The organism is Brevundimonas variabilis (assembly GCF_014199945.1).
Classification (GTDB): Bacteria; Pseudomonadota; Alphaproteobacteria; order Caulobacterales; family Caulobacteraceae; genus Brevundimonas; species Brevundimonas variabilis.
In genome coordinates, this window is the sequence record NZ_JACHOR010000001.1 from 751,363 (window position 1) to 767,733 (window position 16,371).

Sequence of the window (16,371 nt, forward strand, 5' to 3'; positions counted from 1 at the left end):
GCATCAGACGCCGCCACCCGGGCCGACGCCCGGACCCTGTACCAGAGCCGTCAGACGCTCGACCGCCACCGGAACCTTCATGCTCGGCTTTGCCAAGAAACTCTTCGGCTCTTCCAACGACCGCAAGGTCAAGGACTTCATGGGTCGGGTTCAGCAGATCAATGCGCTGGAGCCCAAATTCGCCGCCCTGTCGGACGACGAACTGCGCATGATGACACAGTCGTTCCGTGACCGGCTGGCAGGCGGGGAGACTCTCGACAAGGTGCTCAACGAGGCCTTTGCGGTCGCCCGTGAGGGGTCCAAGCGCGCCTTGGGCATGCGCCAGTTCGACGTGCAGCTGGCCGGCGGGATGATCCTGAACGAGGGCGGTATCGCCGAGATGCGCACGGGCGAGGGCAAGACCCTGGTCGCCATTGCACCCGCCTATCTCAATGCGCTGACCGGCAAGGGCGTCCACGTCATCACCGTCAACGACTATCTGGCCCGGCGCGATGCCGAATGGATGGGCCGGGTCTACCGGTTCCTCGGCATGGAAGTCGGGGTCATCGTCAACGGCCTGTCGTCCGGTCAGCGCCAGATGTCATATGCGGCCGACATCACCTATGGCACCAACAACGAGTTCGGCTTCGACTATCTGCGCGACAACCTGGTCTATGACCGGACAGAGATGGTGCAGCGCCCGCACAATTTCGCGATCGTCGACGAGGTCGACTCCATCCTGATCGACGAGGCGCGAACGCCACTGATCATCTCGGGCCCGACCGAGGACCGCTCCGATCTTTACAAGATCGTCGACGGCATCGTGAAGGAACTGATCAAGGACCCCGCCACCTATGACCTGGACGAAAAGCAGCGCCAGGCCCTGCTGACCGAGCTGGGCTCCGAAAGGATCGAGCAGCTGCTCGAGGAGGGCGGGCATTTCGCCGAGGACACCACTGGCCTCTATGACGCCGCCAACATCAGCCTGGTCCATCACACCAACCAGGCGCTGCGCGCCAACACCCTCTACACCCGTGACAAGGACTACATCATCAAGGCCGGCGAGGTCGTCCTGATCGACGAATTCACCGGCCGCATGATGACCGGCCGCCGCCTGTCCGAGGGCCTCCACCAGGCCATCGAGGCCAAGGAGGACGTCAAGATCATGCCCGAGAACCAGACCCTGGCCTCGGTGACCATCCAGAATTATTTCCGCCTGTACGAAAAGCTGTCCGGCATGACCGGGACTGCGGCGACCGAGGCGCAGGAGTTCCTCGATATCTACAAGATGGACGTGCTGGAGGTGCCGACGAACCGGCCGATCCAGCGCATCGATTTCGACGACGAGGTCTACCGGACCTATGCCGAGAAGAACGTGGCGATCGCCAAGCAGATCGCCGAATGCCACGTGAAGGGCCAGCCGATCCTGGTCGGCACCGTCTCGATCGAGAAATCAGAGAGCCTGTCCGCCCTGTTGAACACCATCGACTATGAGGTCGAGGTCTCTCGCAAGCCCAAGCCCGAATACGTCGGTCGCGAGAAGGAGGCCGCCAAGGTCGGCGACGAGGCGTTCGACATCGAATACGTTCGCGGCAAGGGGATACCGCATTCCGTGCTGAATGCGCGTCAGCACGAGCAGGAAGCCTTCATCGTCGCCGACGCCGGCCTGCCCGGTGCGGTGACGATCGCCACCAACATGGCCGGTCGCGGGACCGACATCCAGCTGGGGGGCAACCTCGAGATGCGGCTGGAGAAATACCGGCTGGATCAGCGCAACATGGCCGTCGAGGTCACGCCCGAGATGCTCGCCGCCGAAGAGGCCCGTCTCAAGGCCGACATCGCCGTGCAGCGCGAGAAGTCGCTGGCTGCGGGCGGACTCTTCGTGCTGGGCACGGAACGTCACGAAAGCCGCCGGATCGACAATCAGCTGCGTGGCCGTACGGGCCGCCAGGGCGACCCCGGCACCTCGAAATTCTTCCTGTGCTGCGAGGACGACCTGTTGCGCATCTTCGCCGGAGACCGGCTGGATGCCATCATGCGCCAGTTCGGCGTGGCGGAGGGCGAGGCGATCTCGCACCCATGGCTGAACCGCGCCGTGGAGACGGCCCAGAAGCGGGTCGAGACCCGGAACTACGACATCCGGAAGAACCTGCTGAAATACGACGACGTCGTGAACGACCAGCGCAAGGCCGTATTCGAGCAGCGCCAGGAGTTCATGGACTCGACCGATCTATCCGAACTCGTCGGCGAGTTCCGCCAGGACGTGATCCGCGATCTGGTCGACCGCTACATGCCGCCCAAGGCCTATGCCGAGCAGTGGGACATCGACGGACTGGACGAGAAGGTGAAGTCGACCCTGGGTCTGGACCTGCCACTCCACGACTGGGCCGCCGAGGAGGGCGTGTCCAACGAGGAGGTCGAGGAACGGCTTCAGGCCGCCGCCGAGGCCCGCGCGGTCGAGCGTCTCGAGATGATCGGTGCCGACCAGACCCGGGGGCTGGAGAAGCAGTTCCTGATGCAGCAGATCGACATGAGCTGGCGCGAGCACCTGGTTCATCTGGACCATCTGCGCGGGGTCATCGGCCTGCGCGGCTATGGCCAGCGCGACCCGCTGAACGAATACAAGACCGAAGCCTTCAACCTGTTCGAAACCCTGCTGCACGACCTGCGGCACAATGTGACGCGCTGGCTGATGACCGTCGAGTTCCGCTTCCAGCCGCCGCCCGAGATGCCGGAGTTCCAGGAAATCCACCTGAATCCAGGCACCGGCGTCAACGAAATGGCCGATCCGCGTTCACAACTGCCGGAAGGCGGGCTGGACGGCGACGCCCGCTCGCGCTTGCCGGTGGATGCCCTGCCGGTCGGGTGGGAGCGCACCTCGCGCAATGCCGACTGTCCGTGCGGGTCGGGCCGCAAATTCAAGCACTGCCACGGGGCGCTGGTCTAAAGCGGCACACAGGCGTTGAGACCTGACGAGGCCGATAAGGCCGTTTGAGAGCCAGAGGCTGAATGTCCTACAAACCCCTCTTCTCGCGTGCGCTCGGCCTGGCTCCGGAGCGACTGCATTTTGCGGCGCACAGCCACCATCTCTGGCCGGACGCCTCGTTCGACGGGCAGGTACGCGCCTGGGTCGAGGCGAACCATTTCGCGGACCGAAAATGGGACCTGATCTTTGGCGAGGTGGTGCCCGAGGCACAGAAACACGTCGCCGCTGAACTGGGCCTGCCTGATCCCGAGACCGTGGTCTTCGCCCCCAATACCCACGACTTCCTGATCCGCCTGTTCTCGGGATTCGAGCACAGGCCGATCCGCATCCTGACCACGGACGGCGAGTTTCATGCCTTCCGCCGCCAGGCCGAGCGCTGGGAAGAGGCGGGCGAGGCCGTCGTCACGCGCGTCCCCCTGGAGCCCTTCGAGACGTTCGACGATCGCTTCGTCGCCGCCGCGACCGGCGGCGAGTACGACGCCATCGTGGTCAGCCAGGTCTTCTTCAAGACGGGCCAGGAAATCGGGTGCCTCGAAGCCCTGGCGGACCTCGCCGATCCGGCAGGGCCTTGGGTCATCGTCGATGGCTATCACGGGTTCATGGCGACGCCGACAGACCTCTCGGCCGTTGCCGACCGGATCTTCTATGTCACCGGCGGCTACAAATACGCCATGACCGGCGAGGGTGCGGGCCTGCTGCATGCGCCGCACGGCTATTGCGAAAGGCCCGTGGTGACAGGCTGGTTTGCCGAGTTCGGCAATCTGATGGGCCCGCCCGAGGGGGTCCAGTACCGGGGTGACGCCGGCCGGTTCTGGGGTGCCACCTTCGATGCCACGCCCCTGTACCGGTTCAATGGCGTGCGGCGGATGCTGGAGGAGCAGGGGCTGGATACCGCCTCGATTTCGGCCCATGCGCACGGTCTGCAGACCCGTTTCCAGGCCGCGCTGGACGGTGGGGAAGTCGGGCGTCTGTCGGAGGCGACCGTGATCAACCCCGTCGTCGGCAATGGCCACCGGGCCCGGTTCATGGCGCTGAAACATCCCGACGCCCAGGCCTGGCGCGCGCGGCTGCTCGAGGCGAATGTGGTCACCGATGTGCGTGACGAAACCATCCGTTTCGGCTTCGGCCTGTATCAGGATCCCGAGGACGTCGAGCGTCTGATCTCGGTCTGCGACCGGCTTTTCTGACGCGCAAAGCCGTTTCGAACCTCAGGCAATCGGGATCCGGAATGCCATGCGTTCAGCGATCGACCCGAGGATCCACGATATAGAGGTCAGAAGAAGGTCGTCTCGTCCTGACGTTGAGCCTCGGGCGGGCGGCGGCCCGGAGCCGCCGGCGCCTTTTCGGCCGGGGTCGGGCGGGCGACCGGCGCAGCCGCGGGCGTGGCAGGCGCGCGAGCGGTCGGGGCGGGCTCGACCGGCGCTCGCGGTGTTATGGCTGGTGCCGAGGGCCTCTCGTAGCGGGGTTCGGGCGCGGGCAGGATATCCTCCAGCTTCGGATAGGGCCGGGTGCCGGGACCGGTGTCCGCAGCGACGGGCGGCCCCTCGAGGCCCTCCACCCTTGTCGGCGTTTCCAGTGGCTGTGCGGCCGCTGGCGCACGGCGCACGGCCACGCCGAGGTCATCTTCGATGAAGGGCCAGGCGCGACGGTCCGAGCACGCGCAGGCCTTCAGGAAACCGCGCGGATCGCGCCAGAGAACCAGTGGCCAACGGGTCGGGACACCCGCGTCCCTCAGCAAGGCTGACAGTTCCGACGACATTTCGCGCGAACTTTCCACCACCCCCATGCGCACAGCATTGTCATCGGCGGCCGGCAGGCCTGCGGCGGTCCAGTTGGCCGGCGAGGTGGCCATCCAGCGCTCATACAGAGCCCAGTCCCGACTCAGCCAGAGCTCGGCGATGGTGGCGCGTTCGGCGGCGGTGGACTGGGCCACGCCGTCGCGATCAGGGCGGGCAAACAGCACGATCCGCGGCTCGATGCCTCCGGCGCGCAACCGGTCGGCTTCGGCTCCTGCAAAGGCCTGGGTGACTGCGCTGTCGCGATAGCCGACGATCCAGATCGGCACCCCGCCCCGCTCGGCCGAGAGATAGGGCGAAGCATCGAGCAGCAGCTGGATCTCGGCCTGGTTCCGGGTGATCGTCACCGGCTGGAACCGAGCGTACATCGACCAGTAGGCCCAGAAGCCCCCCGCCGCGAGCGCGACGCCCACGACTGCGGCCAGCAGGGTCCAGATCAGAAAGCGACGCATGCGGCAGTTGGCTCCGGCATCCACAGATACCGGAGCCTAACGCCAAAACCTTGCCGTCGTCGCCCCCGAACACCTGGGGCGCGAACGCGGCGTTGAGGCGTCACCCCATCGTCGGGATCACGAAGGACGAATCCGCGTGTTCCAGGTCGCTGTCCGGCCAGCGGGCGGTGATGGTCTTGACCTTGGTCCAGAATTTCACACCCTCCATGCCGTGCTGGTTGGTGTCGCCGAACGCCGAGCGCTTCCAGCCACCGAAGGTGTGATAGGCGACCGGCACCGGGATCGGGACGTTGATCCCGACCATGCCGACATTGACCCGGGCGGCAAAGTCGCGTGCCGCACGGCCGTTCTGGGTGAAGATGGCGACGCCATTGCCATACTGGTGCTTGCTGGGCAGGCTAAGCGCCTCTTCGAAGCTGGCAGCGCGCACGATCTGCAGCACGGGTCCGAAGATCTCTTCCTGATAGGCGCTCATGTCGGGCGTGACGTGGTCGAACAGCGACGGGCCGATGAAATAGCCCTTCTCGTGGCCCTGAAGGTTGAAGCCTCGGCCGTCGACGACCAGCTCGGCTCCCTCCTGAACCCCCGTCTCGATCCAGGCCTCGACCCGGGCCTTGTGCTGGGCCGTGACGACCGGGCCGTAGTGGGCTCCGGCGTCGGTCGAGATGCCGACCCGCATGGTCGGGATCTCCGCCACCATCCGCTCGCGCAGTTCGTCGGCCGTCTTCTTGCCGACCGGAACCACGACCGGCAGGGCCATGCAGCGTTCGCCGGCCGAGCCATAAGCCGCCCCCGACAGATCCTTGATCACCTGGTCCATGTCGGCGTCAGGCAGGACGATGCCGTGGTTCTTGGCCCCGCCCATGGCCTGGACCCGCTTATGGTTGGCGGCACCGGTCTGGTAGACATAGTGGGCGATGTCGGACGAACCGACGAAGCTGATGGCATGGACCAGGGGATGGGTCAGGATGGAGTCGACCGCGACCTTGTCGCCATGGACGACGTTCAGGACGCCCGCCGGAGCCCCCGCCTCCATCATCAGCTCGGCCAGGCGGACCGGCACCGACGGGTCGCGCTCCGACGGTTTCAGAATGAAGGTGTTGCCCACCGCGATGGCGACGCCGAACATCCACATCGGGATCATGGCCGGGAAGTTGAACGGGGTAATACCCGCGACGACGCCGAGCGGCTGACGCATCGAATAGACGTCGATCCCGGGGCCGGCACCGTGGGTGTACTCACCCTTGAGCACATGCGGGATGCCGCAGGCGAACTCGATTACCTCCAGCCCACGCTGGATGTCGCCCTTGGAATCCGCGATCACCTTGCCGTGTTCGGCCGACAGCATTTCCGCCAGGTCGTCCATATTGGCCTCAACCAGCCGCTTGAACTCGAACATCACCCGCGCCCGGCGCTGGGGATTGGTCGAGGACCAGCCCTCGAAGGCGGTCTGGGCGGCCTGGACGGCGCGATCCATCTCGGCCTCGGTCGCCAGCTGGACGCGCGCCTGCACTTCGCCGGTGTTGGGGTTCATGACATCGCCGAAACGGCCCGAGGTCCCGGTGAAGCTCGCGCCGTCGATGAAGTGGTGAATCTCGCGCATGGTCGTTTCCTGATGCCGTTTCTGGTCGCTGTGGCGGATCGTCTAGCGCCGCCGGACGCTCTACGCCAGCGTGACCAATCGGCTGACGCGGGCCCCGCCGAACTTGACCCCCTCGCAGGTGCGGCATAGGCGAGAGGGCTCTGAGACTGTCTGCGGAGACGCCCGTGCCTCGATTGATCCTGCTTCGCCATGGCCAGAGCCAGTGGAACCTCGAAAACCGCTTCACCGGCTGGGTCGATGTCGACCTGACAGCCCAGGGCGAGGCCGAGGCCAGACTGGGTGGCGAGCGGATTGCGCAGGCCGGGTTCCGGCCGGCCGTCATGTTCACCTCGGTCCTGAAGCGGGCCCGCCGGACCGGAGCCCTGGCCCTGCAGGCTGCGGGACTGTCCGACATTCCCATTGTCGAGGACTGGCGGCTGAACGAGCGGCATTACGGCGGCCTGACCGGGCTCAACAAGGCCGAGACGGCGGAAAAGCACGGTGAAGACCAGGTTCGTGTCTGGCGTCGCAGCTACGACATTCCGCCACCGCCCATGGAGCGCGGCAACGCATGGGATTTCGCCCAGGATCCGCTGTATGCCGGCCAGCCCATCCCGGACACCGAGAGCCTGAAGACCACGCTGGACCGCGTTCTCCCCTACTGGGATGCCTCGATCGCGCCGCGCCTGAAGGCCGGGGAGGATGTTCTGATCGTGGCGCACGGCAACTCCCTCCGGGCCATCGTCAAACATCTTTTTGCCGTGCCCGACGACCGCATCGTCGAGGTGGAAATCCCGACCGGCAATCCGCTGGAGATTGATCTGGACGCGAATCTGAAGCCAACCGCTGCCCGCTATCTGGACGAGGGGCGGGCCACCGCCCTGCCGGCCCTCGCGTGACGACCGCTCCCGACACCGACGCCGGCTTCATGGCGCGCGCCATCGATCTGGCACTGGGGGCCATGGGCGAGACCTGGCCCAACCCAGCCGTGGGCTGTGTCATTGTCAAGGATGGCCGGGTGCTGTCCGAGGCGGCAACCGCTGCCGGCGGGCGGCCCCATGCCGAGGAACAGGCCGTACCCGCTGCCGGACCCGACGTTGTGGGTGCCACCGCCTATGTGACCCTGGAGCCGTGCGGCGCGCGGTCGTCCGGCCGGCGGTCCTGTGCGCATTTCCTGGCCGAGGCCGGCGTCGCCCGGGTGGTGGTGGCCTGTCTGGACCCGTCGCCGTTTGCGGCCGGACGGGGTACCGAACGTCTGGTCCAGGCCGGGTTGACGGTCGAGACGGGACTGCTGGGCGACCGCGCCTCCGTCCTGGCCGAAGGGTTCCTGCACCGGATGGAGACCGGCCGGCCGATGGTCCGGATCAGCGAGGACGGTGTGGGCTTCGATGCCCGGTTTGCAGCCTCTCCCCGCGCCGACCTGGTGACCGAGCTGCAGCGACTGGGCGAAGCCGGCTATACCCGTCTGTGGACCGGCCCGGGCGAACTGGCCGAGGCCCTGCGTGAACAGGGCCTTCTGACGGCATGACCGATACCCCCAAGACCGGCTGGTTCAAGCGGCTGAGCGCCGGGCTGGCACGATCCAGCCAGCAGATGACCGAAACCGTCGTCTCGACCTTCGTCAAGGAACCGCTGGACGAGGCGGCGCTCGAGCGGCTGGAGGAACATCTGCTCGAAAGCGACCTCGGCCCTGCAGCCACGGGCCGGATCGTCGAGCGGTTCCGGGCCCTGCGGTTCGGCAAGACGTCCGATGCCCGCGAGGTCAAGGAAGCCCTGGCCGACGCCGTCGCCGCCGAACTCCTGCCACGGCAGGCGTCGTTCGATCCGCTGGGGTCGGGCATCAAGCCGTTCGTCGTCCTGTTTGTCGGGGTCAATGGCTCGGGCAAGACCACGACCCTGGGCAAGATCGCGTCGGACCTGACGGCCCGCGGGGCCAAGGTCATGGTGGTGGCCGCCGATACCTTTCGCGCTGCCGCCCGCGAACAGCTCAAGGTCTGGGCCGAGCGGGCCGGTGCCGATTTCGAGAGCCGTCGTGACGGGGCCGATCCCGCAGGGCTGGCCTTCGATGCCTTTACCCGGGCAAGGGCCGAGAATTTCGACGTCGTGCTGATCGATACCGCCGGACGGCTGCAGAACAAGTCCGCCCTCATGGACGAATTGCTCAAGATCGTTCGGGTGCTGAAGAAGATCGATCCGGAGGCCCCGCATGAGACCCTGCTGGTGCTGGACGCGACCGTCGGCCGCAATGCCCTGGCCCAGGAACAGATCTTTGGCCGCACCGCCTATGTGTCCGGACTGGTCATGACCAAGCTGGACGGTACGGCCAGGGGCGGCGTCCTTGTGCCCGTGGCCCAGGCGTCGGATGCTCCGATCAAGCTGATCGGGGTGGGCGAAGGGGTCGAGGACCTGCAACCGTTCGACGCGCGGGCCTTTGCCCGGTCGCTGGTCGGGCTCGAGGACTGAGATCGTGAGCACCGAAACCGCACCGACCCGCCATCCCGCCTGGATCCGCCAGGTGGTCGACTTCGGCGCACTGGCCGCCTTTGCCGCCGTCTTCCTGTTCTTCCGCGTGCGTGGCGTACCGGGGGATCAGGCGCTGGTGCACGCCACCTGGGGACTGGTCGGCGGCTCGGTGGTGGCTATCACTGTGGGTCTGCTGGTCGAGAAGCGGCTTGCCCTGATGCCCCTGCTGGTCGGCGGGTTCGCTCTGGTCTTTGGCGTACTGACGCTGGTTTTCAACGACGACCTGTTCGTGAAGCTGAAGGTCACGGTGCTGAATGCCAGCCTGGCCGTCGCCCTGCTGGGGGGAGCCTGGCTCGGCAAACAGCCGCTGAAGGCCCTGCTGGGCACGGTCATTCCCGTGAACGACCGGGCCTGGCGGATCCTGACCGTGCGCTACGGCCTGTATTTCGCCTGCGTGGCCCTGACCAACGAGGTGATCCGCAACGAGGCCCTGATGACGCTGGCGACCGAGAGGATCGGGTCCTCCATGGACCCGGCCGACGTCTGGGTCAGTTTCCGGGGTGTGCTGTGGATCGCCTCGTCCGTGTTCGGCCTGTGCCAGGTGCCGCTGATCATGCGCAACATGGTCTCGGACGAAAAACCCGACGTCCTCGCCCCGATCGAACCCGAGACCCTGCCCTAGATCAAACCTGCCTGGCCTCGAGCAGCGCAAAGCGCGGTAGGCCCCAAGCAACGACCTCAAACAGCGCAAAGCGCGGTAGGCCCTAGGAAACGGCCTCAAGCAGCGCAACGCGCGGTAGGCCCTAGGGAACGCCTCAAGCAGCGCAAAACCCTTCAGACCATCGACCACGGCCTCATGTAGCCTTAAGGGCGATAGGCCAAACATACTGTCGTCAAACCGTAAAGCCTCGCTGTTAATGCTCCGTCCACGGCACGGGGCGAGTTGAATCATGGTCAAGTCAGGCAAACAGGCACGCCGCGCGGGGTCGCTGGCGGATTCGCCCAGCCATCTGATGCACCGGGTGCTGCAGCTGTCCCTGGACATCTATGCCGAGGAGGCCGGCCCCGACGGTCCGACCCAGCGCCAGTATGCCGTGATGGAGGCTGTCTCGGTGAAGGAAGGCCTGACCCAGACCGATCTGGTCCGCGCCACCGGCATCGACCGCTCGACCCTGGCCGATCTCGTGGCCCGCATGACGACCAAGGGCCTGCTGTCGCGCGAACGCTCGGTAATCGATGCGCGCGCAAAGGCGGTGCGTCTCTCCCCCGAGGGTCAGGCCCTGCTCGAGGCGGCACGGCCCCGGGTCGCCGCGGCCGACAAGCGGATCATGGCGCTGGTGCCCAAGGCCAAGCGCGAGAATTTCCTCGACCTTCTGTGCGACCTGGCCTCGGCTGCAGACGCGGCGCCCGATCAGGCGAAGGCTGACGCCAAGGCGGCCCGCAAGGCGCTGAAGGAGGCCAAGAAGGCCGAGAAGTCCGCGCGCAAGGCGACGGTCGAGAAGAAGCCCAAGAAGGCCAAGGCCACGGGCGAAAAGGCCGCATCGACCAAGGCACCGAAAGCCAAGGTCGACGCAGCCTAGCGTCCAACTAGAGCGTCAGGCCTTTTTCGCTCGCGAGGTCCGCAAGGCTGACCATCGGCCGCGGGCCCCAGTGGGCGATGACTTCCGATGCCGCCAGCGATCCCAGCTGACCCGCCTGTTCCAGCGTCAGGCCCCGCGCGACGCCCAGCAGGAAACCGGCGGCATACTGATCGCCGGCCCCGGTCGTGTCGACGACCTTGTCCACGGGCACGGCGGCGACCGCGATCCGCTGATCCCCCGACACGATCACCGAGCCATGCTCGCCACGCGTGATGGCGGCGATTTCGACGATGGCGGCCAGTTGAGCGGCAGCGGCGTCGAAGTCCTCGGTCTCGAACAGCGCGGCCAGTTCGCTCTCGTTGGCCAGGACGATGTCTGCCGAGGCCGCGATGAAGGCCAGCAGCTCGGCGCGCCAGCGGGCAACGACGAAAGTGTCCGACAGGGTGATGGCGACCTTGCGTCCGGCCGCGTGGGCCGCGGCGGCGGCGGCCTCGAACGCCGCACGGGCCGGGGCCGGGTCGAACAGATAGCCTTCCAGATAGACGATGGCGCTGTCGCCGATCAGGGCCGCGTCGATATCTCCGACGCCCAGCTGGTTCGCGGCCCCCAGGAAGGTGGACATGGTGCGTTGACCGTCCGGCGTGACGTTGATCAGGCAGCGGCCCGTTCCGGCCCCGCCCTCCAGCACCGGCGTGTCGAAGGCCACGCCTGCGGCGCGGATGTCGTGGGTGAAAACCTGGCCTAGGGTGTCCGGAGCCACCTTGCCGACATAGGCCGCGCGCCCCCCGAACGATCCGACTCCGGCGACCGTATTGCCGGCCGAGCCGCCGGAAGCCTCCACGCCCGCAGCCATCGCATCATACAGGGCTGCGCTCTGGTCTTCGTCGACCAGGGACATCGAGCCGGGCGTCAGGCCCTGGGCGGTCAGGAAGGCGTCATCGCAGGGGGCCAGCACATCGACGATGGCATTGCCGACGGCGCAGAGATCGAAACGGGTATCAGAGGTCTGGGTCATGCCCCGCCTTAGCCGACCGGACGCCCGGTGTCACCCGATCGCATAAGGATCGCCTTATGGGTTTGTGGCCAAGGCCCGCCGCCTGGCCTATAGCGCCCTCATGACCCGCATCGCCGTCCTGACCCCAGACCCCCACGATGCCTCCTATGCCGGCCAGTGGCCCGGCGTGCTGGCGCGGCTGAGCGAGGCCATGGCGGCAGAGGGCATCACGCTCGAACCGACACCCTGGACCGACCATGTCGAGGATGCGACGGCGCTGACGGACTATCCGCTGGTCCTTGCTGTCATCGCTTGGGGCTATCACCGCGACCACGCCCGGTGGCTGGCTGCCACACAGGGCTGGGCCGAGGCGGGTATCGCCATCGCCAATCCGGCCTCGGTGCTGGGGTGGAATTCCGACAAGGCCTATCTGGGTCGCCTACAGGACCGGGGCGTCCCGATCGCTGCCACGCGGTGGTGCAAGGACGTCACCCTGGCAGACATCAACGCTGCCTTTGCCGAGTTCGGAAGCGAACAGGTCATCGTCAAGCCGGTGGTCTCGGCCGGGGCCTTCCGCACCCTGCGCCTGTCCCCGGGCCAACCGCTGATCGAGCCCCCCGTCGGGCGCGCGATGATCCAGCCCTATCTGCCGACCATCGCCAGCGAGGGCGAACTGTCGCTGCTGTTCTTCGGCGGACGGTTCAGCCATGCGGTCAACAAACGGCCCGTGCCCGGCGATTTCCGCATCCAGGTCCAGTTCGGCGGCCTCTACACCCCCGTCGCCGATCCCCCGGCCGCCGCCCTGGCATTGGCTGCACAGGTGCTGGAGGCCATCGACGAGGCCCTTCTCTATGCCCGGATCGACATGGTGCCCAACGGCACCGGTCGGTGGCTGCTGATGGAGGCCGAGCTGATCGAACCGGACTTCTACCTCGCCAGCGCCCCTGACCGCGGCGCGGCGTTCGTCCGGGCGGTCCAGAAGCGGTTGGGCTGAGACAAAACGGCTCCGGCAATCGCGCCAACGAGCCAAGTTCGGCAGATGTAGAAACGGGCACGGATGTCGACACGGCCAGCAGCAAGACCGGAACGATCCTTGCGGGATTTGATTTCCAGCGCGGGCGAGTCAGATGGGCCTTCGAAGCGAGGCATTCCCGGTCAAACCTGAATGGATCCTTCAGTCTTGGTCCGGTCACAGGGCCCGCGGTGCCCAACGGCATCGGGTCCATCGGCAACGTCACAATTCGAGAACTGACCGACACCGTCCTTGCATCGACACAGATCGACGATTTGACAGCACTGCAAGGAAGGCTGGGCTTCCAGCTTACAGATCGGTTCTCGGTCTTCGGAACTGCAGGCATTGCAGCAACCACCGCCAGGCTGGACATCTCCCAGACCACAGTCATCGATGGAACGGCGACGATCAGGCTGGGCGCCCCGATCAGGCCGATCCTCCCCTTCCCCGTAAACCTTACGGAAACAACCACGAACGGCAGCGGCAACCGGGTCCTCCTCGGTGCGCGCTATGGCGCATCTCTTGAATTCCGGCTCAATGACCGTTGGACGGTCCGCGGCGATGCGGGATTTACGGAATTCGAAACTCTGTCCTTGTCCCTGGTCCCCGCGCAGGCCGATGCAACGCGGGTCGACTATCGACCAGAAGTCGTGGAGGCCTCACTGAGTTTCGTGAGACAGTTTTAGGGCTGGCTCCCTGAACCTGGCTTCAACGACAAGGGAACCGTTCGACCATCCAGCTGCGCACGGCCCGGTTCACGGACTGGTCCTGTTGCGCCGGGGGAACCGCGCGCATGCGGGCGATGAAGTCGTTGGGCGAGATATTGGTCGTCCCCGGAATGCAGAAGGGCGGCGTCTGGCGCGACGCACGAGCCTGGGCCTCTTCGGCGCGGGCGGCGTTGATGGATCCTTCCATCGTGTCCCAGGCCCGACGGACCGACGGCCGCATCAGGGACAGGGGATTGCGCGGTGTGGAACCGGCGATGTCCACGAACTGGCGGACCGTCATCGCCGGGGCTTGAGCAGCCGCTGTGCCCGCCAGCGTCGCCAGCAGGAGCGCCAGGATCAGCTTGTTCGTCATGTCACGCCTCCTCGAAAGAACGCCGATCCTTCATGAAATCGGAGTGTTCGACAAGCGGTCGCGGCGCCCGACGTCCGACACCCAGGGGCGGACACGGTTGTCCCCCGGTCACGAGCCCTCTAGGAACAGGGGGCCCCCAGACCGAAAAGCCGACCCATGCCCGATCAGACCGACAAACAGACGTTTTCCGACCAGGACGCGCTGGATTTCCATCAGTTGCCGACGCCAGGCAAGATTTCGATGGCGCCGACCAAGGCGATGGCGACCCAGCGGGACCTGTCGCTGGCCTATTCCCCGGGCGTGGCCATTCCGGTGCTGGCGATCGCCGAGGATGTGGACAAGGCCTATGACTATACGGCCAAGGGCAATCTGGTCGCGGTGATCTCGAACGGCACGGCCATCCTGGGTCTGGGCAATCTGGGACATATGGCCTCCAAGCCGGTGATGGAGGGCAAATGCGTGCTCTTCAAACGCTTCGCCGACGTCGACAGCTTCGATGTCGAGGTCAAGACCACCGATTCCGACGAGTTCATCACCGTCGTCAAGAACATCGGCGACACCTGGGGCGGGATCAATCTGGAGGACATCAAGTCCCCCGAATGTTTCGTGATCGAGAGCGAGCTGCAGGACCTGCTGGACATCCCCGTCTTCCATGACGACCAGCACGGCACAGCAATCATCTCCACCGCCGGCCTGATCAACGCCTGCCACATCACCGGCAAGAAGCTCGAGGATATCAAGGTCGTGCTGGCCGGGGCCGGGGCCGCGGGCCTGTCCTCGATCGCCCTGATGAAGGCCGTCGGGGTGCGGGCCGAAAACACCGTGATCGTCGACCGGGACGGCGTCGTCTATCGCGGCCGCGAGAACATCGACCAGTGGAAGGCCGCCCATGCCACCGACACGCCCCACCGCACCCTGGCCGAGGCCATGGTGGGGGCGGATGTAGTGCTCGGCCTGTCGGCCAAGGGCGCGATCACCAAGGAGATGGTGGCGTCCATGGCTCCACGACCGATCATCTTCGCCATGGCCAATCCGGACCCGGAGATCACGCCCGAGGATGTGCTGTCTGTCCGTTCCGACGCCATCATCGCCACCGGCCGGTCCGACTATGTGAACCAGGTCAACAATGTCCTGGGCTTCCCCTACATCTTCCGCGGCGCGCTGGATGTGCGGGCCCGGCGCGTCAATCACGAGATGAAGATCGCCTGCGCCCAGGCCCTGGCCATGCTGGCGCGCGAGGATGTGCCGGACGAGGTCGCGGCCGCCTATTCGGGTCGCAAGCTGAAATTCGGGCCTGACTACATCATCCCGACCCCTTTCGATCCGCGCCTGATCTGGTACATTCCGCCGTTCGTGGCCCAGGCCGCCATGGATACAGGCGTGGCACGGGTGCAGATCACCGACATGGACGCCTATCGCACCCAGCTGCGCGAGCGGGTCGATCCGTCCGCCGCCCTGATGCAGAAGATTGCATCCTCCGTGCGGGCAGCCCCCAACAAGCGGGTCGTGTTCGCCGAGGGCGAGGAATCCGCCGTCATCCGTGCGGCCTGGGGCTTCAAACAGGCCGATCTGGGCACGCCGATCCTGCTGGGTCGCGAGGACCTGATCCGCAAGAATGCCGCCGAGGCCGGCCTGGATTTCGACGCCCTGGGGATCGAGATCGTCAACGCGCGCATCAGCGACAAGAACCTCGAATACACCGACTTCCTGTACGCCAAGCTGCAGCGCCGGGGCTATCTGCGCCGCGACGTGCAGCGGATGATCAACCAGGACCGCAACTATTTTGCCGCTGCCATGGTCGCGCGGGGCGATGCCGAGGCCATGGTCACGGGCAGCACCCGGAACTTCAACATGGTGCTGAAGGAGGTCCGGCGGGTTCTGGAGGTCGAGGACCGGCTGATCGGCCTGTCGATCCTGCTGGCCAAGGGGCGGACCCTGTTCGTCGCAGACACCTCGATCCACGAATTGCCAGATGCGGTCGAACTGGCCGAAATCGCCATTCAGGCTGCCGCGGCAGTGCGGCGTCTTGGGCGCACGCCCCGGGTGGCCTTCCTCAGCTATTCGACCTTCGGCAACCCTCCGGGCGACCGGGGCGAGAAGGTCCGCGAGGCGATCCGCATCCTGGACCAGCGCGGCGTCGACTTCGAATACGAGGGCGAGATGCCGCCCGAACTGGCCCTCGATCCCGGGGCCCGGGCCAACTATCCGTTCATGCGCCTGTCGAAGGACGCCAATGTGCTGGTCATGCCCGCCATCCACTCGGCCTCGATCTCGACCCGTCTGGTGCAGGCGCTCGGCGGAGCCACCGTGATCGGGCCCCTGCTGGTCGGGCTGGAGAAATCGGTCCAGATCGTCAACCTGAACGCCTCGGTATCCGAGATCATCACAGCCGCGACCTTTGCGGCCTATGACGGGGTGGATGTCAGCAGCTAAGGGCCGAAGGGCCC

14 protein-coding genes are annotated in these 16,371 nt (G+C 66.2%); 10 read left to right on the top strand and 4 right to left on the bottom strand.

Annotation, left to right across the window (positions count from 1 at the left end; all coding sequences use genetic code 11):
• Nucleotides 1-79 precede the first annotated feature (79 nt).
• Nucleotides 80-2,926, top strand: coding sequence for a preprotein translocase subunit SecA (secA, locus tag GGR13_RS03655; RefSeq protein WP_183212078.1), 2,847 nt, complete (start codon nt 80-82; stop codon nt 2,924-2,926).
• Nucleotides 2,927-2,988: 62 nt separating this feature from the next.
• Nucleotides 2,989-4,152, top strand: coding sequence for an aminotransferase class V-fold PLP-dependent enzyme (locus GGR13_RS03660; RefSeq protein WP_183212079.1), 1,164 nt, complete (start codon nt 2,989-2,991; stop codon nt 4,150-4,152).
• Between the two features lie 86 nt (nt 4,153-4,238).
• Here GGR13_RS03660 and GGR13_RS03665 read toward each other — a convergent pair whose 3' ends face one another.
• Together GGR13_RS03665 and GGR13_RS03670 are read right to left on the bottom strand one after the other, a co-directional pair.
• Nucleotides 4,239-5,213, bottom strand: coding sequence for a hypothetical protein (locus tag GGR13_RS03665; protein WP_183212080.1), 975 nt, complete (start codon nt 5,211-5,213; stop codon nt 4,239-4,241).
• A 100-nt stretch (nt 5,214-5,313) separates the two neighbouring features.
• On the bottom strand, nt 5,314-6,816 hold the full coding sequence (locus GGR13_RS03670) for a CoA-acylating methylmalonate-semialdehyde dehydrogenase (protein ID WP_183212081.1): 1,503 nt from the start codon (nt 6,814-6,816) through the stop codon (nt 5,314-5,316).
• A 164-nt stretch (nt 6,817-6,980) separates the two neighbouring features.
• Between GGR13_RS03670 and gpmA the strand changes: the two genes are divergently transcribed.
• The 5 genes from gpmA (at nt 6,981) to GGR13_RS03695 (ending at nt 10,838) form a co-directional block, all read left to right on the top strand.
• Complete coding sequence (gene gpmA, locus GGR13_RS03675) at nt 6,981-7,694, top strand: 2,3-diphosphoglycerate-dependent phosphoglycerate mutase (RefSeq protein WP_183212082.1); 714 nt, start codon at nt 6,981-6,983, stop codon at nt 7,692-7,694.
• Nucleotides 7,691-8,323: a bifunctional diaminohydroxyphosphoribosylaminopyrimidine deaminase/5-amino-6-(5-phosphoribosylamino)uracil reductase RibD gene (locus tag GGR13_RS03680; protein WP_343060287.1), complete on the top strand. Its 633-nt coding sequence runs from the start codon at nt 7,691-7,693 to the stop codon at nt 8,321-8,323. Before gpmA ends, GGR13_RS03680 begins: the two co-directional genes overlap by 4 nt.
• Entirely contained in the window at nt 8,320-9,258 is a 939-nt protein-coding gene (gene ftsY / locus GGR13_RS03685) for a signal recognition particle-docking protein FtsY (RefSeq protein WP_183212083.1), read from the top strand. The genes GGR13_RS03680 and ftsY overlap by 4 nt, the downstream gene beginning before the upstream one ends.
• A gap of 4 nt (nt 9,259-9,262) precedes the next feature.
• A complete protein-coding gene (locus GGR13_RS03690) occupies nt 9,263-9,940 on the top strand; it encodes an inner membrane-spanning protein YciB (protein WP_343060288.1) in 678 nt (225 codons plus the stop codon).
• A 268-nt stretch (nt 9,941-10,208) separates the two neighbouring features.
• Entirely contained in the window at nt 10,209-10,838 is a 630-nt protein-coding gene (locus GGR13_RS03695; RefSeq protein ID WP_183212084.1) for a MarR family winged helix-turn-helix transcriptional regulator, read from the top strand.
• A gap of 7 nt (nt 10,839-10,845) precedes the next feature.
• Here the strand turns inward: GGR13_RS03695 and GGR13_RS03700 are convergent, their stop codons facing one another.
• On the bottom strand, nt 10,846-11,853 hold the full coding sequence (locus tag GGR13_RS03700) for an adenosine kinase (RefSeq protein WP_183212085.1): 1,008 nt from the start codon (nt 11,851-11,853) through the stop codon (nt 10,846-10,848).
• Nucleotides 11,854-11,953: 100 nt separating this feature from the next.
• Between GGR13_RS03700 and GGR13_RS03705 the strand changes: the two genes are divergently transcribed.
• Both GGR13_RS03705 and GGR13_RS03710 read left to right on the top strand, forming a co-directional pair.
• Nucleotides 11,954-12,826, top strand: coding sequence for an ATP-grasp domain-containing protein (locus GGR13_RS03705; protein ID WP_183212086.1), 873 nt, complete (start codon nt 11,954-11,956; stop codon nt 12,824-12,826).
• A gap of 209 nt (nt 12,827-13,035) precedes the next feature.
• Entirely contained in the window at nt 13,036-13,530 is a 495-nt protein-coding gene (locus GGR13_RS03710; protein ID WP_221230382.1) for an outer membrane protein, read from the top strand.
• Between the two features lie 22 nt (nt 13,531-13,552).
• Here the strand turns inward: GGR13_RS03710 and GGR13_RS03715 are convergent, their stop codons facing one another.
• A complete protein-coding gene (locus GGR13_RS03715) occupies nt 13,553-13,924 on the bottom strand; it encodes a hypothetical protein (RefSeq protein WP_183212087.1) in 372 nt (123 codons plus the stop codon).
• Between the two features lie 156 nt (nt 13,925-14,080).
• On the opposite strand from GGR13_RS03715, the gene GGR13_RS03720 reads away from it, so the two are divergent.
• A complete protein-coding gene (locus GGR13_RS03720; protein WP_183212088.1) occupies nt 14,081-16,357 on the top strand; it encodes an NADP-dependent malic enzyme in 2,277 nt (758 codons plus the stop codon).
• The last annotated feature ends 14 nt before the right edge of the window (nt 16,358-16,371 follow it).